An 18,400-nucleotide genomic window follows, 5' to 3' on the forward strand; every position below is an offset into this window, starting at 1 on the left:
ACGCGCTCCGCCGCCAGCCTGACCGCCCGCCACGTCGGCAGCGTGGCCGAAGCATCCGCCATGGCCGAAGCAGGCGCCGGCGCGCGCCTGCTGTCGCCGCGCCGCATCTCGCCCGACCGCATGGCCACGTGCGCCATTGCGGCCAGTGTCACCTTTCAGGGAACCCCAACATGACCGTCCATTTCATCGGCGCCGGTCCCGGCGCGCCCGACCTTTTAACCTTGCGCGGACGCGATCTGATCGCGGGCAGCCCGGTGTGCCTCTATGCCGGGTCGCTGATCCCGGTCGCCGTGCTCGATCATTGCCCGCCGTGTGCCCGGATCGTGAACACCGCGCCGCTGGAACTGGACCAGATCATGGCCGAGATCGCCACTGCCCATGCCGCCGGGCACGATGTGGCGCGGCTGCATTCGGGCGATTTGTCAGTCTGGTCGGCGATGGGCGAGCAATTGCGCCGGCTGCGCGCGATGGACATTCCCTTTACCGTGCGCCCGGTGTCCCAGCGTTCGCCGCCGCCGCCGCTGCGCTGGAGGCAGAGCTGACCCTGCCCGCGCTGTCACAATCGCTGGTGCTGACCCGCACGCCGGGCCGCGCCAGCACCATGCCGCCCGCCGAAAGCCTGACCAATTTTGCCGTTACCGGCGCGACGCTGGCCATTCACCTTTCGGTTCACAATCTGGCGCAAGTGGTGGCGGACCTGACGCCGGCCTATGGCGCGGATTGCCCGGTCGCGGTGGTCTGGCGCGCCAGCTGGCCCGATCAGCAGATTGTCCGGGCGACGCTCGACACCATCGAACAGGCCGTGGCGGGCAGCACGGCCAAGAATCTGCAACGCACCGCCCTGATCCTGGTCGGGCGGGTGCTGGCGGCGCAGGATTTTGCCGAAAGCAGCCTCTATGCGCCCGGTTATGACCGCCGCTTTCGGCCTCAGGATGCCGGTTCGCGGTTTGCGGGGGCATCGGAATGAGCGCGCGCCACCAGACTCCGGGATTGATGATCGCCGCCCCCGCATCGGGCACCGGCAAGACCACGGTGATGCTGGGCCTGCTGCGCGCGCTCACCGAAGACGGGCTGGCGGTGCAGCCGTTCAAGAGCGGGCCGGACTATATCGACCCGGCCTTTCACCGCGCCGCCTGTGGCCGACCGTCCTTCAACCTTGATAGCTGGGCGATGGAAGGCGATCTGATCGCTGCCATCGCGGGGCAGGCTGCGGGCGCGGACATGGTGCTGGCCGAAGGGTCGATGGGCCTGTTTGACGGCGTGGCCAGCAAGGGCGCATCGGGCAATGGTGCCAGCGCCGACATGGCCCGCCGCATGGGCTGGCCCATCGTGCTGGTGCTGGATGTATCGGGGCAGGCGCAGTCCGCCGCCGCCACCGCACTCGGGTTCAGCAGCCTTGATCCGGGGCTGCCATTTGCCGGGGTGATCCTGAACCGCGTGGCCAGTCCGCGTCATGAACGGCTGGTGCGCAAGGGCATGGAGGCGGTGGACATTCCGGTGCTGGGTGCCCTGCCAAGGCGCGGCGACCTGACCCTGCCCGAACGCCATCTTGGGCTGGTTCAGGCGGTGGAGCATCCCGACCTTGATCGCGCGATTGCCGAGTTTGCGGCGTTCCTGCGCGCCCATGTTGATCTTGATGCCGTTCGCCGTGCCGCCGGTGCCGAACCACAAGCCGATGGCGGCAAGCTGCCCGTCCCGCCGGCCCAGCGCATCGCCATGGCGCGCGATGCCGCCTTTTCGTTCGTCTATCCGCATCTGATCGAAGGGTGGCGGCGCGCCGGGGCGGAGATCCTGCCGTTTTCGCCACTGGCCGATCAAGCGCCCGCCGCCCATGCCGATCTGGTGTGGTTGCCTGGCGGCTATCCCGAACTGCACGCCGGAACCATCGCCGCCGCAGCGACATTCCTGTCCGGCCTGCGCCATTATGCCCAAACGCGCCCCGTTCACGGCGAATGCGGCGGCTATATGGTGCTGGGTGAGGGGTTGATCGACAAGAGTGGTGAACGGCACCGGATGGCCGGGCTGTTGGGGCTGGTCACCAGCCATGCCCAGCGCAAGATGCACCTTGGCTATCGCCATGCCGAACTGCTGGTGCCGATATCGGGCCTTGCCGCCGGGACCAGGCTGCGCGGGCACGAGTTCCACTATTCAACCATTGTCGAACAGAGCGACGCGCCGCTGGCGCGGGTGACCGATGCCGAGGGCGCGGCGGTGGCCGAAACCGGATCGCATCGCGGCCATGTCACCGGCAGCTATTTCCACATGATTGCGCCACTGAACCCCGTGGACGTGTCATGACCGGTTTTGTTTCCTTCGTGGGGGCCGGGCCGGGCGATCCCGAGTTACTGACGCTCAAGGCGTTGGCGCGGTTGGAGGCCGCCGATGTCGTGCTGTTCGACGATCTGGCTTCCGGTCCTATCCTTGACCGCGTGCGCCTGGACACCACACTGGTGAATGTCGGCAAACGGGCGGGACGGCAATCGCCCAGCCAGGCCGAGGTGAACCGCCAACTCGTGGATCATGCCGCTGCGGGTGGCCGTGTAGTGCGGCTAAAATCCGGCGATTCTGGGATCTTTGGCCGTCTTGAGGAGGAAATCGAGGCATTGCGGCTTGCTGGTATCGGTTTCGAGATCATCCCAGGCGTCAGTTCTGCCAGTGCAGCGGCGGCCACTGCCGGCATTCCCCTGACAAGGCGCGCGCTTTCACGGCGGGTCCAGTTCATCACCGGGCATGGTGCGACGGGTGCCTTGCCTAATGACCTCAACATGGCAGCCCTGGCCGATGCCGAAGCGACAACCGTCGTGTTCATGCCCAAGCGAACCTTCCCTGAACTGGCCGCCCGGCTGGTCGCTGCGGGGCTGCCCCCACAAACGCCGGCGTTGTTGGCCGAGAATGTGGGCCGCGCCGATCAGCGTCTCACGCGCAGCTCGGTTGCCGGGTTGGCAGACACGCTGGCTGAGGGCGTGGGGTTCGCCCCGGCCCTGATCCTCTACGGCCCATTGTTGGAGGAAGCATGATCGAGCTTTCCCTCATCGGCATCGGCACGGGCAATCCCGATCACCTGACGGCGCAAGCCGTGCGGGAGATGAACAACGCCGACCTGATTCTGCTGCCGCGCAAAGACAGCGCCAAGTCCGACCTGATCGACCTGCGCCGCGCCATCTGTGGGCAGGTGTTGACCGGCCCAGTGCCGATTGTCGAATTCGACATGCCGGTTCGCGACGCAGGCCGGGATTACACGCAAGCGGTTGACGATTGGCACGAGGCTATCGCTGCAGCATGGCGCGCCCAGATCACCACGCATCTGCCAGCGGGCGGGCGGTTGGCATTGCTCGTCTGGGGTGATCCTTCGCTTTATGACAGCACCTTACGGATCGCCGAAAAACTCAAAGCTGGCGGCCTTACGATGCAGGTGCGCGTTGTGCCCGGCATCACAAGCATTCAACTGCTGACCGCCGCGCATGCCATTCCGCTCAATCCCCTTGCCGGGGCGGTGACGATCACCACCGGGCGTAGGCTACGCGGCCAGGGCTGGCCCGAAGGGACCGACACGCTCGTTGTCATGCTCGACAGCGGCTCTGCCTTTGAGGTGCTGGAACCGCAGGGCATCACCATCTGGTGGGGCGCCTATCTGGGCATGGCGCATGAAGTGCTGGAGCGGGGTGTGCTTGCTGAGGCTGGCCCCCGGATCGCCCAGTGCCGGGCCGAACTGCGCGCGCGCCATGGCTGGATCATGGATGTCTACCTCATGCGAAAGGAACAAATTGATGGAAACTGACAGCGAAGTGCAAGCGGTGAGCGACGATGCCCGCCACGCCGAAAAGATGCGCAAGAAGCAGACCGCGCAGACCAAGATCATGGCCAGCAAGACCCGCGAGCAGGGCCTGCTGATCGTCCACACCGGCAAGGGCAAGGGCAAGACCAGCGCCGCGCTGGGCATGGTGGTTCGCGCCATCGGCCACGGCATGAAAGTGGGCGTGGTCCAGTTCGTCAAAGGGGCGATGAAGACCGGCGAAAAGGCGGTGTTCGATGCCTTTCCCGACCATGTCGAATTCAAGCCGATGGGCGAGGGTTTTACCTGGGACACGCAGGACCGCACACGCGACATTGCGGTGGCCCGCGCCGGCTGGGACGAGGTCAAGCGCATGATCGCCGATCCCAGCTATCACATGGTTCTGGCCGACGAACTGAACATCGTGCTGCGGTATGACTATCTGCCGGTCGATGAAGTGGTGGCGGTGCTGACCGCGCGCGACGCCATGAAGCATGTGATCGTCACGGGCCGCAATGCGCCCGACGCGCTGATCGAGGTGGCGGACCTTGTCACCGAGATGACCATGGTGAAGCACCCCTTCCGTTCAGGCGTGAAGGCCCAGGCCGGCATTGAATTTTGACCGGGGATCGAATTCTGAGCGACGCCCCGCCTGTGTTCGACGCGGAATTTACGGAGCAATTCACGCAATTGCTACGCTGGCGGCGCGATGTGCGGCAATTCGACCGCCGCGCCGTGGCGGAAGCTGACATGCGCGTGCTGCTGGCCTGCGCCGCGCTGGCGCCGTCGGTCGGCAATGCCCAGCCGTGGCGCTTTGTGCGCGTGCGGACGCCGGACATACGGGAGGCGCTGGCCGCGCATGCCGATGGGCAAAGCGCCCATGCGGCAGAGCGCTATGCCGGGCAGGCGCGGTACGATCACTACCTGTCGCTCAAGCTGCACGGACTGCGTGAGGCGTCCGAACTGATCGCGGTGTTCTGCGACGAACAGCCCGAGGCGGGGCACGGTCTTGGCATTGCCACCATGCCCGAAATGTTGCGCTATTCGTGCGTGCTGGCGATCCACAATCTGTGGCTGGCGGCGCGGCTGCGCGGGCTTGGCCTTGGCTGGGTGTCGATCGTTGATCCACCGGCGGTCCATGCCCTGCTCGACGTTCCCGCCACCTGGTCGCTGATCGCGCTGTTGTGCATCGGTTACCCGGCAGACACGTCCGATACCCCCGAACTGGAACAGCGCGGCTGGCAGCAGCGTGAGCCGTGGGCTGACCGGGTGTTCGAACGATGATTTTCAATCAAAGGACCAGAAAACCATGCTGATACCCGTGGAGGATGGCCCCGCTATCGTGGCCTGCAACACCTGTCGCCACAGCGCCGACGCGCGTGAGGATGACGGCGGGATGCGCGGCGGCGCGCAGATGGTGGCGGCGCTGCGCTCGGTTCAGGAAAGCGACGCGCGCTATGCCGGGGTCGCCGTGCAAGAGATGCCGTGCCTGTTCGCCTGCACCGATTTCTGCACCATCCACCTGCGCGCACCGGGCAAGGTCGGCTATGTGCTCGGCCGGTTCACGCCGGACGAGGACGCCGCCACCGCCATTCTGGACTATGCCGTCCACTATGCCGCCAGCGAGCATGGCCGGGTGCCGTTCAAGCAATGGCCGCAAGGGGTGAAGGGCCATTTCATCACCCGCACCCCGCCGCAGGGCTTCGTCACAGAATGAGCCGGTTTGCCACGCTGGCCGCGTTTGAAGCGGCGCTGGAGCATATGCCCGTGGCCGATGCGGACGCCATGGCCGCTGCACGCGCGCGGCAGGCCATCCTGACCAAGCCGGCCGGATCGCTGGGCCGGCTGGAAGACATTGCCGTGTTTATGGCCGGATGGCAGGGCATAGCGCAGCCGGTGATCAAACAGGGTCGCGCGGCGATCTTTGCTGGCAATCATGGTTTCGTCGTCCACGGGGTCAGCGCCTTTTCCGCCAGCGTGACCGCCGCGATGGTCGGCAATTTCACTACTGGCGGCGCGGCGATCAACGCACTGGCCGGGGCGGCCGGACTGGATCTGCGGGTGGTTGCACTCGATCTCGACCGGCCCACGGCGGATTTCACCGTCGCTGCGGCAATGGACGAGACGGAGTGCCTTGCTGCACTTTCTGCCGGAGCGGCGGTGGTGGAGCCGGGGCTGCACCTGCTGGTCGTCGGCGAAATGGGCATTGGCAATTCGACCGCCGCCGCCGCGCTCTGCGCGCGCAGCTATGGCGGCGCGCCCGCGCAATGGGTCGGGCCGGGCACGGGGGTTGATGCGGGCGGAATCGCGCGCAAAGTGGCGGTGGTGGAACAGGCACTGGCCTGTCATGCCAATGTGCCGGACACCCCGTTTGAGACTTTGCGCCGGTTGGGCGGGCGCGAAATCGCCGCGATTGCCGGGGCCGTGCTGGAGGCGCGCCGCCTGCGTATTCCGGTGGTGCTGGACGGGTTCATCAGCTGCGCCGCGCTGGCGCCGCTGGCCGCCGCCGTTCCGGCGATCACTGATCATTGCCTGGCGGGGCACTGCTCGGCTGAACCGGGGCATATCCGACTGCTGGGGCATTTGGGCCTTGATCCCCTGCTGTCGCTGGGGATGCGATTGGGCGAAGGCAGCGGCGCGGCACTGGCGGTGTCGGTAATCCGGGCAGCGCTGGCCACGCACAATGGTATGGCGACATTTGCCGAGGCCGGGGTGGCAGACGGCTTGTGAGCAGCTTTTCACTTTACCTCTTGCGCCACGGCGAACCGGAAGGCGCGGGGCGGCTGATCGGCCGCACCGATGCGCCGCCTGTTGCCACAGGTATCGCGGCCTGCGCCGATCAGGCGCGGGATCTGGCGGCGGAAGTTCTGATCGCTTCCGACCTTTCCCGTGCGCGTTTGGCGGGCGAGGCCATCGGGCTGGAGACCGGCGTGCCGCTGTCAATCGATCCGCGCTGGCGCGAGCTGGACTTTGGCGCATGGGAGGGGATGGCGCCGGGCGATGTCGAAGGCGCGGCGCTGGCGCGATTCTGGGACGATCCCGATGGCCATGCGCCGCCCGGTGGAGAACGCTGGTCGGCGCTGGTGGACCGTGTGTCCGCTGCCATTGGCGATCTGGCCGCCCGGTCGACGCTGATCGTCACGCACGCAGGCGCGATGCGGGCAGCAGTGGCGGTGCTTTGCGGGTTTGATGTGCGCCAGACCTGGGCAGTTGATCTGCCCTACAACGGCCTGCTGGCGTTGCGCGTCTGGCCCGCTGAGGGACCGGGCGAGCGCCCCACAGCACAGATCGCGGGGCTTTATCCGTGAGGGGCTTCATCATCGCCCTGCAGTTTCTGACGCGCTTGCCGACACCCGTGGTTGTCGTTGACGATGCCGCCTTCGCCCGATCCATGCGCTGGTTTCCCGCTGTAGGCCTGGTTATTGGTGCAGCGGTTGCGGGAGCCGCATGGGCAGGCGCGCTGGTCGATCACCGGCTGGGCGCATTGGCCGCGCTGATCGTCTGGGTGGGCGTGACCGGCGCGCTGCACCTTGATGGCCTGGCCGACCTCGCCGATGCCAGCGGCGCGGCGCATAAAGATCGCGAGCGGCTGCTGGCCGTTATGGCCGATCCTCATGTCGGCAGCTTCGGCGTTGTCGCGATTGTGCTGCAACTGCTGAGCAAGTTGGTGCTGCTGGATATGCTGGTGGATGCACGGGCGTTTGGCGCGCTGGTACTGGTGCCGTTTGCCGCGCGCATCGGCCCGCTGGTGTGGACATGGTGGCTGATGCCGCTGCATCAGGGGCTGGCGGCTCGATTCCGTTCCGCGATCGGCCCGATCGATCTTGCGGGCTGGGCGGCCGCGCTGGCTGCGGCGGCGTGGTTCACTCCGGCGCTGCTTATCACACCATTGCTCGTTCTGTGGTGGGGGAGGCACGTGCGCCGCGCATTGGGCGGGATTTCCGGCGATGGCCATGGTGCAGGCATCGAGTTGATCGAAACCGGCTTGCTGCTGAGCGTGGCAATCACGGGCCTATGGATACACACGACATGAACAGCTTCAGTTTTCACGGCGGCAGGTTGGCCGATGCCATGGCGCAGTTCGGCATGGGCAAGGCGCCGTGGGTCGACCTGTCCACCGGCATCAATCCGCTTGGCTGGCCCGGCGCGGGCGATCTGGCGATGAACTGGCAGGCGCTGCCCGACGCGGGCGCGCTGGACGATCTGGAGGCCGCTGCCGCTGCCCATTTCGGCACGGACCCGGCCCATGTTTGCGCGGTGCCGGGCACCGAGATCGGCCTGCGGATGTTGGGCGACATCGTGCCCGGCCCCGCTATCCATGCCCAGCCCAGCTATCGCACCCATGGCGAGATGATTCCCCGCAGCCGTCCCGTAGCCCTGACCGAATTGGCGGGGACAGAGGAAGCGACCCTCATCCTCGCCAATCCCAACAACCCCGATGGCAGATCACCCCGCCCGCGACGCTGCTGGGCTGGCTGGAGGCGCGGCGCGACAGCGCAGCGTGGCTGGTCGTGGACGAAGCCTTTGCCGATGCCGCCCCGCACAGCAGCCTTGCCGCCCATGTGCAGGACGAACAGCGGCTGATTATCTTCCGCTCGTTCGGCAAATTCTTCGGGCTGGCCGGGGTGCGGCTCGGCTTTGTGCTGGGACCGCGCGCGCTGATCGCGCAATATCGGCAGCGGCTGGGCAGTTGGCCGCTATCGGCAGCGGCGCTGGCCATCGGCACAGCGGCATATCAGGATGTGGACTGGACAGCCGCCATGCGGATGGCCCTGCGCGAACAGGCCACCGCGCTGGATACGGTGCTGGCGCGGCGGGGCTTCAGCGCGATAGGCGCCTGCCCACTGTTCCGGCTGATCGAAACCGACGATGCCGCCGCGCTGTTCGAACGCCTTGCGCGACATGCCATCCTGACGCGGCCGTTCGATTACGATCCGCGCTGCTGCGCCTGGGCCTGCCCGCCGACCGAGAGGCGCTGGATCGCCTTGATGCGGCGCTGGCTGATGATTGATCTGACTGCTTTCCTGGCCTTGGTGCTCGACGCGGCAGTGGGCTGGCCTCAGCCGCTGTATCGCCGGATCGGCCATCCGGTGGGCATTTTTGCGCGGATTATCGCCGCGCGGGAACGGCGCTGGAATGTCCCCTCGCGTTCCGATGGACAGCGGCGCATGGCCGGGGCGGTCACCGTCCTGATCCTGCTGGGTATGGCGGGCGGTGCGGGCTGGATGCTGCAAAGTCTGCTCGTGGCAATCGCCGGGCCGTGGGCCTGGCCCCTGATCGCTGTGCTGGCCTGGCCGGGTCTGGCGCAGCGCAGCCTGTACGACCACGTCCGCCCCGTTGCCGATGCGCTGGAGCGGCAGGATCTGCCCGCCGCGCGCGCCGCTGTCGGCATGATCGTTGGCCGTGATACGACGGCGCTTGATGAAGCGGGTGTTACCCGCGCGGCGATCGAGAGTCTGGCGGAAAGTTTCTGCGACGGGGTGGTCGCGCCGTTGTTCTGGCTGCTGGTGCTGGGGCTGCCCGGTATCTGGGCCTATAAGGCGATCAACACCGCCGACAGCAGATTTGGCACCGCGAGGAGCAATGGCGCGCCTATGGTTGGGCTGCGGCCCGCACCGACGATGCGATGAACCTCATTCCAGGGCGCCTGTCGGGATTTCTGATCTGCCTGTGCGGCGGGGGTGGCTGGCGGATATTGTTGCGCGATGCTTCCAGGCACACCTCGCCCAATGCGGGCTGGCCCGAGGCCGCGATGGCCGGGGCGCTGGGGCTGCGCCTAGCCGGGCCAATTGCCTATGACGGAATTGTTTCGGACAAGCTCTGGATTGGGGAGGGAGGCCGCCCGGCCCGGACAGAGGATATGCGGCGCGGATTGGGCGTCTACGCCCGTGCATGTCTGTGCCTGTGGTTGATGGCGGCCGGAATTGCAGGAGGTGCAGCATGGGCGCTATAATGCTTCAGGGCACCGGCTCTGATGTGGGCAAATCGGTGCTGGTGGCGGGGCTGTGCCGCGCCCTAGTGCGGCGGGGCTTGCGGGTCTTGCCGTTCAAGCCGCAGAATATGTCGAACAATGCGGCTGTCACCAGCGATGGCGGCGAGATCGGCCGGGCGCAGGCCTTGCAAGCGATAGCCTGCAAGGTGGAGCCGCATACGGACATGAACCCGGTACTGCTGAAACCACAGGCCGATCGCACATCGCAACTGATCGTGCATGGCCGGGTGCGCGGCACATTGGGCGCGGGCAATTTTCGGCAGGCACGGGGCGCGCTGCTGGGTGAAGTTATGGCGAGCTACGACCGGCTCCGCCGGGCGTGCGATATTGTCGTGGCCGAGGGTGCGGGCTCTCCTGCGGAAATCAACCTGCGCGCTGGCGACATCGCCAATATGGGCTTTGCGCGAGCGGCAGGCGTGCCCGTCGTGCTGGTCGGCGATATTGATCGCGGCGGAGTCATTGCCGCCATCGTCGGCACGAAGACGATCATCGACCCGGCGGATGCCGCGATGATCAAGGGCTTCATCATCAACAAGTTCCGGGGCGATCCCGCACTGTTCGCCGATGGTTATCGCCAGATCGAGAGCCTGTCGGGCTGGCGCGGATTCGGCGTGGTGCCGTGGCTGGGCGCGACCGCACGGCTGCCAAGCGAGGATGCCGTGGTGCTGGAGCGCGGCAAGGCGCGCGCGGGGGGCCGCAAGCTGATCGCCTGTCCGATCCTGCCGCGCATATCCAATTTCGATGACCTCGATCCGCTGAAGCTCGAACATGGTGTGGACCTGCACATGGTTCCGCCCGGCCAGCCGATCCCGGCAGAGGCCGCGCTCATCATCCTGCCCGGGTCAAAGGCGACCATCGCCGATCTGGCCGCTCTGCGCGCAGAGGGCTGGGACATCGATATTCTGGGGCATCACCGGCGCGGCGGGCTGATCTTTGGGCTTTGCGGTGGTTACCAGATGCTCGGCAAAAGCATCGCCGATCCCGATGGTCTGGAAGGCCCGCCCAGCACCGCAAGCGGCCTCGGCCTGCTCGATGTCGAAACGACCTTGCACGCACACAAGGCGCTGCGTCCGGTCAGCGGTATGGCGATGGGCGCGCCTTTTCATGGGTATGAAATGCACATGGGGCAAACCAGCGGGCCGGACCCGCAGCGGCCCTTCGCCCTGCTTTCCGATGGACGCCGTGATGGCGCGATAAATGCGGGCGGAACGGTGTTTGGTTCTTATGTCCACGGCCTGCTGGCCGATGCGGAGTTGCGCCGAGCGCTGCTGTCGCGCATGGATGTAGAAGCCGGGGGCGTGGACTATGGCTTCACCGTCGAGGCGGCGCTGGACGAGATCGCAGCCGCGCTGGAGGAGCATCTCGATATCGACGCGCTGGTGGCGATGGCGATGGCGGAACCACCCGCCTCCGTCCCAGCGAGAGACAGCGCATGAGCAGTGCCTTGCCCCATTTGCTGGTGCTGGGCGGAGCGCGTTCGGGCAAAAGCCGCTTTGCCCAGGGCCGGGCAGAGGCCCTGACAGGTAAACTGGTCTATCTGGCGACAGCGCAGGCCTTCGATGATGAGATGCGCGAGCGAATCGAGCTGCACCGCGCCGATCGCGGTCCGCGCTGGTCAACTGTCGAGGCACCGCTGGACCTGGCGGTGGCAATCACGGCATATAGCACGCCGGAAACGGTGGTGCTGGTCGATTGCCTGACGTTGTGGGCTTCGAACCTGATGCTAGCGGAACGCGATACTGCTACCGCTACAGACGGACTGGCGCGCTCGCTTTCAGCCGCACGGGGGCCGGTCATTCTGGTCGCCAACGAAGTGGGTCTGGGCATTGTACCCGACAACGCCCTTGCCAGAAGGTTTCGCGATGTTGCGGGCCGCATCAATCAGGAAATAGCGGCAGTGGTTGAAGAGGCAGTCATAATGTTCGCCGGCCTTCCCTTGACGCTGAAACCTAAAGGATGAGCGGCTAGCCATACCACTTGCCACTGTGCAACTCGGAGGGGCAGGTGGTATGGAGCAAAGCTAGATCCAGCGTGTCGGTGACGCCGCCGGCCATCACTGTGGTGCACAGCTTCCACTAGATGATGTAGCGGGAATAACGGTGTCTGCGGCTCGCTGATTAGCGAGTACGCCTTCGGACGCGGGGATCCCCGACCGCAGAGGTAATCACCGAAGCGCGCCAGTGCTCGACTGTCGACCGGTCTTGACAGCCTGGCCCGATTTTATCCCGGTGTTGCACCTGATACCAACCTGCATTGATCACGACCCACGTGCCCATTTGCGGCGTCCAATTGTCATGATGCGCCATATGTGGACGGCCCCCTCCCTGCAAGATTTGGCAGATAATATTGATCGGATCGCTTGCGTTCATATGTCCGGCCTGTGGGTGCGTTCGCACATGAACGCTGGCCAAGATGGTTTCCGCGACACGAGTTCCAAACAAGGCTGCGACCTGCAACGGCCACTGGCGCATACGGGCTATCACGCGTCTCGGATCGATCGATCCACCATCTGCTGTTTCTTGCAAGTTCACGCATCAGTTCAGGATGGTAGCTCTGAYTGTCCGCTCACCATCGCTGCCTGATCTCTTATGCCGTGCATTTCAACTCTGATAGCACGACGCTTTTTCGATAAGTTTCGCCGGTGGCCATCATTTTCCAAGCGATCCGCGCAATTTTGTTCGCCAATGCCACGGCCACCAGCTTGGGCGGTTTGCGTTTGAGCATGGAGAGCAGCCAGGGCGTGGCATTTTTTCCGCTTCCATCCCTGACACGTCGAAGCAATGATGTGGCCCCGACCACCAGTATACTTCGCAATGCTTCGTCGCCAGCGCGCGTGATAACGCCCTGCCTTGCTTTGCCGGCGGTTGAGTGATCCTTCGGGGTCAGGCCTAGCCAAGCTGCAAATTGACGCCCCGACGCGAAGAGTTCCGGGGCGGGCGTTTCATCATGAGAAGCGATGCGCCAATCGGCCCGACGCCTGGAATTTGGGCCAGGCGTCGGCTGCACTCATTTTTGCGGTGCCATGCTAGTAGCTTTGCCTCGACGTCTTCAAGCTGCCGTTCCAACTGTTGGTATTCGCTGGCGTGCAACGCGAAGAGTTCGCGTGCCAATGTCGGAACGGTCTCATCGGTTGCAGTGCGTTCGAGCAGCGGCTCGATCTTGTATATGCCCTTGGCTGTGGTTAGTCCGAACTCGGCAGCGTAGCCGCGGATCGCATTGGCGAGTTGGGTTCTGCTTCTCACCAGCTGTCGCGCATTCCGACCAGCATTAGCGCTGCCTGCTGTTCTGCGGTCTTTACCGGCACGAAGCGCATTGTCGGGCGGCTCATGGCCTCGCACAGCGCCTCGGCATCGGCGGCATCATTCTTGCCGCGCTTCACGTACGGCTTTGCCAATTGTGGTGCGATCAGCTTCACCTCATGACCGAACGAGCCCAGCAGGCGGGCCCAATGATGTGAGGCGCCGCACGCCTCGATGGCGACCACCGTTGACGGCAGCTTCTGGAAGAAGTCGATCATTTCCTTGCGTCGCAGCTTCTCGCGCAAAATCGGCTGTTGTAGCGCGACGATTACGGAGTCCGGTCGGCGTCAATTATGATGGCCGATAGGTGGCCGCGCCGGTTGGTGAATTCTGGCTACCATTTGCTGTTGCGGGGAGCAACCGTCGAGCGACAATTACGACGCTGGGTAATTGTCGCTGACGCTGGCCAGAAGCGAGGGTCTGAAGCGCATGGGATGGTTGGCATGTAATTGCCGCTGGCGACAATTACCCGTTGCCTCAGCAAGGGTGCTCCCGAGCGCGAAGCCAGCGACAATTATGATGGCCGGTCCGGGGCGCCATTCGGCGGGTCGTAATCGCCGGCGTTGATACGGGCGACGGCGGAACGTTTGCGGTAGCTTTCGCCGTTCATCTCGATGATGGTCGAGTGGTGCACGAGGCGGTCGATCGCGGCGACAGTCATAGCGGGATCAGGGAAGACGTTGTCCCATGCCGAAAATGGCTGGTTGGCGGTAATGGCGAGCGAGTGGCGTTCGTAGCGGTGGGCGATGAGCTCGAACAAGGCGCTGGTYTCGACCTGGTCCTTGCGGACGTAGGACAGATCGTCGAGCACGATGAGATCGAACTTGTCGAGCTTGTCGAGCATGGCGGGYAGGCTGAGGTCGCGGCGCGCGGACTGGAGCTTCTGGACCATGTCGGTGGTGGAGCAGAACAGGACGCGCCGCCCCGTGTCGATGAGGGCATGACCAATGGCGGCAACTGCGTGCGTCTTGCCGGTCCCGCTCTGGCCGAACAGCAGCAGGTTGCCGCCGCTCTCGATCCAGTCGTCACCGGCGGCGAGGGACAAGAGGTGCGGTTTGCGGATGCCGGGGGCGGCGTCGAAATCGAAGGTGGCGAAGGTCTTGCCTGCGGGCAAGCCGGACTGGTCGCGATGGCGCTGGATGCGCCGGGAGGAGCGATCAGCCATCTCGATCTCGAGAAGCGAGGCCAGCAGGTTGGCGGCCGGCCAGCCATCGCGATCGGCGGTGTCGGTGAGGCGCTTCCAGTTGCGGTTGATGCTCGGCAGGCGCAAGGCCTTCAGCAGGGTAGGCAGTACGGCGGCGGCCTGATCCTTGGTGCGGGTCATCAGTGCACCTCCCCGCTGGCGATCAGGCTGTTGTAGCTGTGCAGATCGGGTGGCGGGATAGCGACATCGCGCTGCGATCTTGCGGTTGGCAGGAACTCGTCCCTGAGCGCATCGACATCGGGCAAGCGCCCGCTGTCGAGAGCCTCATCGATCCGCCGGGCCAGCACGTCGACACAGTCGCCCCTGGCGGCGATATCGAGCAGCGCGACGGCATCGCGGCAGGCCTGCCGTCCATCGAGTTGGGCATCGAAGGCTTGCCAGGCCCGCCGGTAGGCGTGATCGGGGAAGAGGGCTTCGCGGTAGACGAGGTTGCGCAGTGCACCGGGCTTGCGGCGCAGGTTACCGATCATGTGCCGGAAATCGATGCTATGCCCCCGGTGGGGATGACTGATCCGCACACGCGGCGTGGACATTACCCTGTCCGGACCGAGGAAGAGCTCGATGCGATCGTCAAAGAGATGCGCGTTGAGGCGCCGTCCGACGAGGCGGGAAGGCACCGAATAGGTAACCCGATCGATGGCGACGGTGCCGTTGCGGGTGACATCGACGGTGACCATGGCGAAATCGGTGGTTCGCCTTGCGGGCAGCGCCTTGAGTACCCTGCGTTCTGCATCGATGCGCGCAGCATGYCGCCGGTTCTGTCTGGCGACCTGCGCCTCAACGAACTCGCGCCAGGCCTCGATGCTGACGAAATCGCGGCTGCCCCGCCGGCGTAAGGCCTGATCGAGCCGTCGCTTGAGATGGGCATGGGGACCTTCGATCGATCCGTTCTCGTGCGCCTCGCCGCGGTTGTTGCGGGTAGCAAGCATGCCGTAATGACGACACAGCTCGTCATAGCTTCGGGTGAAATCCCGCTGCGCATCGGCGTCGAGGTTTTTGTAGGCGGCTGACAGGGAATCGCTGCGGTGTTCGGCCGGCGCACCGCCCAGCTTCCACAACGCATCCTGCAGGTGCTCCGAAAGGGCGGCAAAGCTCTCCCCGCCCAGCACGACAGCCGCATGCTCCCAGCCACTCGCCGCCAAGCGGAAGTGGTAGAGGCGATAGGCTAGGGTCTCGCCGGCAACGGTGACCTTGAGACTGTCGCATACCGTGAAATCCGACAGGCCCTGCCGACCGGGCTCATGATGCTGCGGGAAGAAGATCTCCTTCTCGCCGCCGTGCAGTGCCCGCCAGCGGGCGATCCGGCGTTCAAGTGTTCGTCGTATCGCATCGGGAACAGCATCCTCGCCGAACTCGTCCTGGAGCGTCTCGAAGACCGTGACGGCAATGATACCGTCGATCTGGAGCAACTCCTCGACGCGTGGCCAGAATGGCTCGAGCGGATCGGCGCGGGTGCGCCARTGGCGCTCCTTCTTCTTCTGGGACGGAAGCTGCGGATCGTTCTCGATCCGGCGTGCGCTGCGYTCGCTGATACCGGCCTTGGCAGCCGCGACGGCCTGGGTGTGTTGGCGACGATGGGTCATGAAGAGAAATACCTGCTGATCGGAAATGTGGTGGCCCGGCATCGCAAACCCATCGCTCGTTGTTCGATGAGTGTTCCGATACCACCGCCCGCCACAGCCCCGATCTGCCCCCCGAAAGAAGGGGAAAAAGATCGCCACCGGTTGTCTGGTCCGCTCTCCGGTCGGGGCTGCGCCCCTCCCTACGATCAGACCAGACAACCGATCCTACCGGCCATCATAGTCGCCGCTCAACCGGCCATCGTAGTTGTCGCCGCGCAATGTAGCTGATGTCCGTTGCCCAGACCTGATTGGGCCGCACGATCGGCAGTTTACGCAACAAGTAAGGGTAGATCTTGTGCCCAGGGGTCGGCTTCGATGTGTTCGGGCGACGGTAGATTGCCTCGATCGCCATCTTCTTCATCAGCGTGGCGACATGCTGGCGGCCGATCTCGATGCCTTCCTGCCGCAGAAGATCACGCAGCATCCGACTACCCGCGAACGGAAATTCCAGGTGCAACTCGTCGATCCGCCGCATGATGGCGAGATCGGCAGGCGGCACCGGTCTGGGCAGRTAATARAYGCTGCCCCGGCTGATCCCCAGYTCCCGSGCYTGCCGCGCCAACGGCARWGCTGTGCGAACGRTCGATCATCGYTTTGCGCTCGGCAACAGWCCSGCCTTCCCGAGCGCCCKGMCAAAAAAATCGTTCRCCAGCGTCAARYTCGCCGATCTTGGCGTGCAGCGTCTTCACGTCAATCGCCGGCTCGGCCGTTGCCGACTCATTGTCCGAATCAAATACCCCGGCCGCGCCCTCCAGCAACTGGCTACGCCACGTCGTGATCTGGTTTGGGTGCACGTCAAACTGCTGCGCCAACTCGGCCAGCGTCTTCTCCCCCTTCACGGCAGCCAATGCTACCTTCGCCTTGAAAGCCGGGCTGTGATTCCGGCGTGGTCGTTTGCTCATTTCTACTCCTGTCACGCGGCCATCCTGGCCGCCGTCAGGCAGAAAATCCACTCATCTCAATGTCCAGATTTCCCAGGCCACCTCTGATGCCCGCCGAGCCGAGGCTAGGCCGATCTGAAGCCCATCTATAAAAATGGCAAGTGACCAGCATCCCGCCGTTATTAACCGACAAAGGCTCGTTCGATCACATAATCGCCCGGCTTCGCGTTGGACCTTCGATAAAGCCCCGCGCATCCAGCAGGCGAGCGATATCCTTGATCATGGCCATGCCGCCACATAGCATGATGCGATCGGTCTGGACCGAGAGCGGCGCACCACTCAGTCCAACCTGCGCGAACAGGCTGCCATCTTTGATCATCGTTGTGATACGCGCGTTGCAAGTAAAGGCTTCGCGCGTGACCGTGGGCAGATAGGATAGTTGCACCATTGCCGGTTCCGATACCAGCGGATCATCCTGCAGGCCGGATTCCAGTTCCGCACGAAACGCCAGGTCGTTTGCCTGCCTGACGCTGTGGACGACGACCACGCGCTCATAGCGTTCATAGACGTCGGGGTCGCGGATCAGACTGAGGAACGGCGCCAGCCCGGTGCCACTCGACAGCAGCAACAGCCGGTTGCCAGGCAACAGCGCGTCAGTCACCAATGTGCCCGTGGGCTTGCGCCCAAGATATATCTGGTCACCGGGCCGGATATTCTGCAATCGCGACGTCAGGGGGCCGTCCTCCACCTTGATCGACAGAAATTCCAGTTCCTCGGCATAGGCAGGGCTGGCCACCGAATAGGCGCGCAACAGCGGTTTGCCACCCTCGCCCGCGAGTCCGATCATGACAAACTCGCCGGACCGAAACCGAAAGCTCGCCGGGCGTGTCACCGAAAAGCTGAACAACCGGTCGTTCCAATGGCGGACTTTCAGGACAGTCTCGACCGACAGGGCGCTGGTCGCGGTCAGTTCTATCTTGTCGCTGTGTATCGCGAGTTGGTCCGAGGCGGTCATGCCGACATCGCCGGATGGAAATAGCGGGCCAGGAAGGTGCCGTCCTCGCCGAAATGATATGTCTCAAGGCTGTGCACTGTGACGGGATGGCCATTCATCATGCCTTCGTTCCGTACGCAGGCCGCGGCCTCATGCCCGTTCACGATCAGTTCGACAAATGTCAGCTTCCAGCCGACATAGCGGTCGAACAATTCCCCGATCAGGTGCAGCCCCTCCTGACGATCGCTACCCACCGGGTCATCGATCAGCAGCCCGCCTGGCGCGATGTCACGGTAGGCGGCGATGAAGTCGTCACGCTGACCCTGATTGAACATATCAAGTTGATGCCGGAGAAATGCTTCGATCCGGTCTGCGTCGAGCGTTGCCATCTGTATGTCCTTTTTAGCGGCCCGCAGCCGCTGTTCTGATTGCTGGAACGATCTCTGACCATGGGAGAAAGGGCGGGCAAGGCGACAAGCTATCGCCGGAATGCAATAGGCTATCGTTTCGCAACAATCATGTGACGCGGAAGCGGCGCGGCTATCGCCGACCCGCGTTTCACTATCGATGAACCGTGCCACCCTTTCCTAAGGTAGGTTGTCATCCCATCGAAATGTCGCCTGTCCGCCATCAATA

The 18,400-nt window shown here is 64.6% G+C and carries 15 protein-coding genes and 6 pseudogenes; 15 read left to right on the top strand and 6 right to left on the bottom strand.

The window, feature by feature from the left end:
- The 15 genes and pseudogenes from BF95_RS17950 to cobU all read left to right on the top strand — a co-directional run.
- Nucleotides 1–174: cobalamin biosynthesis protein (locus BF95_RS17950; protein WP_043153168.1), on the top strand; the 174-nt coding region annotated here is incomplete at its 5' end.
- Nucleotides 171–967: pseudogene (gene cobM / locus BF95_RS17955) on the top strand (precorrin-4 C(11)-methyltransferase). The gene BF95_RS17950 and the pseudogene cobM, both read left to right, overlap by 4 nt.
- Nucleotides 964–2,298, top strand: coding sequence for a cobyrinate a,c-diamide synthase (locus BF95_RS17960; protein WP_043153170.1), 1,335 nt, complete (start codon nucleotides 964–966; stop codon nucleotides 2,296–2,298). The pseudogene cobM and the gene BF95_RS17960 overlap by 4 nt, the downstream one beginning before the upstream one ends.
- Nucleotides 2,295–3,017, top strand: a complete 723-nt coding sequence (gene cobA / locus BF95_RS17965; RefSeq protein WP_037472924.1) for a uroporphyrinogen-III C-methyltransferase — start codon at nucleotides 2,295–2,297, stop codon at nucleotides 3,015–3,017. The genes BF95_RS17960 and cobA overlap by 4 nt, the downstream gene beginning before the upstream one ends.
- Complete coding sequence (gene cobF, locus BF95_RS17970) at nucleotides 3,014–3,778, top strand: precorrin-6A synthase (deacetylating) (protein ID WP_037472921.1); 765 nt, start codon at nucleotides 3,014–3,016, stop codon at nucleotides 3,776–3,778. Before cobA ends, cobF begins: the two co-directional genes overlap by 4 nt.
- Nucleotides 3,768–4,394 (top strand): cob(I)yrinic acid a,c-diamide adenosyltransferase, encoded by a 627-nt coding sequence (cobO, locus tag BF95_RS17975; RefSeq protein ID WP_037472919.1) that lies wholly within the window; start codon nucleotides 3,768–3,770, stop codon nucleotides 4,392–4,394. The genes cobF and cobO overlap by 11 nt, the downstream gene beginning before the upstream one ends.
- Before the next feature lie 14 nt (nucleotides 4,395–4,408).
- The gene (bluB, locus tag BF95_RS17980) at nucleotides 4,409–5,056 is read left to right on the top strand and encodes a 5,6-dimethylbenzimidazole synthase (protein ID WP_037472928.1); all 648 of its coding nucleotides are present in this window, start codon (nucleotides 4,409–4,411) and stop codon (nucleotides 5,054–5,056) included.
- 25 nt (nucleotides 5,057–5,081) lie between these two features.
- The gene (locus BF95_RS17985) at nucleotides 5,082–5,489 is read left to right on the top strand and encodes a DUF1636 domain-containing protein (protein WP_037472918.1); all 408 of its coding nucleotides are present in this window, start codon (nucleotides 5,082–5,084) and stop codon (nucleotides 5,487–5,489) included.
- Nucleotides 5,486–6,502, top strand: a complete 1,017-nt coding sequence (gene cobT, locus BF95_RS17990; protein WP_043153173.1) for a nicotinate-nucleotide--dimethylbenzimidazole phosphoribosyltransferase — start codon at nucleotides 5,486–5,488, stop codon at nucleotides 6,500–6,502. The genes BF95_RS17985 and cobT overlap by 4 nt, the downstream gene beginning before the upstream one ends.
- Entirely contained in the window at nucleotides 6,499–7,080 is a 582-nt protein-coding gene (locus BF95_RS17995) for a histidine phosphatase family protein (protein ID WP_037476294.1), read from the top strand. Before cobT ends, BF95_RS17995 begins: the two co-directional genes overlap by 4 nt.
- A complete protein-coding gene (gene cobS / locus BF95_RS18000) occupies nucleotides 7,077–7,805 on the top strand; it encodes an adenosylcobinamide-GDP ribazoletransferase (RefSeq protein WP_037476296.1) in 729 nt (242 codons plus the stop codon). The genes BF95_RS17995 and cobS overlap by 4 nt, the downstream gene beginning before the upstream one ends.
- Nucleotides 7,802–8,783, top strand: a pseudogene (cobD, locus tag BF95_RS18005) (threonine-phosphate decarboxylase CobD). The gene cobS and the pseudogene cobD overlap by 4 nt, the downstream one beginning before the upstream one ends.
- Nucleotides 8,776–9,725: pseudogene (gene cbiB, locus BF95_RS18010) on the top strand (adenosylcobinamide-phosphate synthase CbiB). The pseudogenes cobD and cbiB overlap by 8 nt, the downstream one beginning before the upstream one ends.
- Nucleotides 9,713–11,200 (top strand): cobyric acid synthase, encoded by a 1,488-nt coding sequence (locus BF95_RS18015; RefSeq protein WP_051520096.1) that lies wholly within the window; start codon nucleotides 9,713–9,715, stop codon nucleotides 11,198–11,200. The pseudogene cbiB and the gene BF95_RS18015 overlap by 13 nt, the downstream one beginning before the upstream one ends.
- Complete coding sequence (gene cobU, locus BF95_RS18020; protein WP_037476300.1) at nucleotides 11,197–11,724, top strand: bifunctional adenosylcobinamide kinase/adenosylcobinamide-phosphate guanylyltransferase; 528 nt, start codon at nucleotides 11,197–11,199, stop codon at nucleotides 11,722–11,724. The genes BF95_RS18015 and cobU overlap by 4 nt, the downstream gene beginning before the upstream one ends.
- A 626-nt stretch (nucleotides 11,725–12,350) precedes the next feature.
- Here the strand turns inward: cobU and BF95_RS18025 are convergent.
- The 6 genes and pseudogenes from BF95_RS18025 to BF95_RS18050 form a co-directional block, all read right to left on the bottom strand.
- Nucleotides 12,351–13,332: pseudogene (locus tag BF95_RS18025) on the bottom strand (IS110 family transposase).
- A gap of 245 nt (nucleotides 13,333–13,577) precedes the next feature.
- Nucleotides 13,578–14,387 carry an IS21-like element helper ATPase IstB gene (gene istB / locus BF95_RS18030; protein ID WP_043153175.1) on the bottom strand — a complete coding sequence of 270 codons (810 nt, stop codon included), beginning with the start codon at nucleotides 14,385–14,387 and terminating at the stop codon, nucleotides 13,578–13,580.
- A complete protein-coding gene (gene istA, locus BF95_RS18035) occupies nucleotides 14,387–15,892 on the bottom strand; it encodes an IS21 family transposase (RefSeq protein WP_043153177.1) in 1,506 nt (501 codons plus the stop codon). The genes istB and istA overlap by 1 nt, the downstream gene beginning before the upstream one ends.
- A gap of 214 nt (nucleotides 15,893–16,106) precedes the next feature.
- Nucleotides 16,107–16,791: pseudogene (locus BF95_RS26565) on the bottom strand (IS3 family transposase); the annotation flags it as partial.
- Between the two features lie 161 nt (nucleotides 16,792–16,952).
- Nucleotides 16,953–17,785: pseudogene (locus BF95_RS18045) on the bottom strand (ferredoxin--NADP reductase).
- Nucleotides 17,782–18,153, bottom strand: coding sequence for a hypothetical protein (locus BF95_RS18050; protein ID WP_037473612.1), 372 nt, complete (start codon nucleotides 18,151–18,153; stop codon nucleotides 17,782–17,784). Before BF95_RS18050 ends, BF95_RS18045 begins: the two are co-directional and overlap by 4 nt.
- Between the last annotated feature and the right edge of the window lie 247 nt (nucleotides 18,154–18,400).

Origin of the sequence: Sphingobium sp. Ant17, assembly GCF_000588875.1 — a bacterium.
GTDB lineage: Bacteria > Pseudomonadota > Alphaproteobacteria > Sphingomonadales > Sphingomonadaceae > Sphingobium.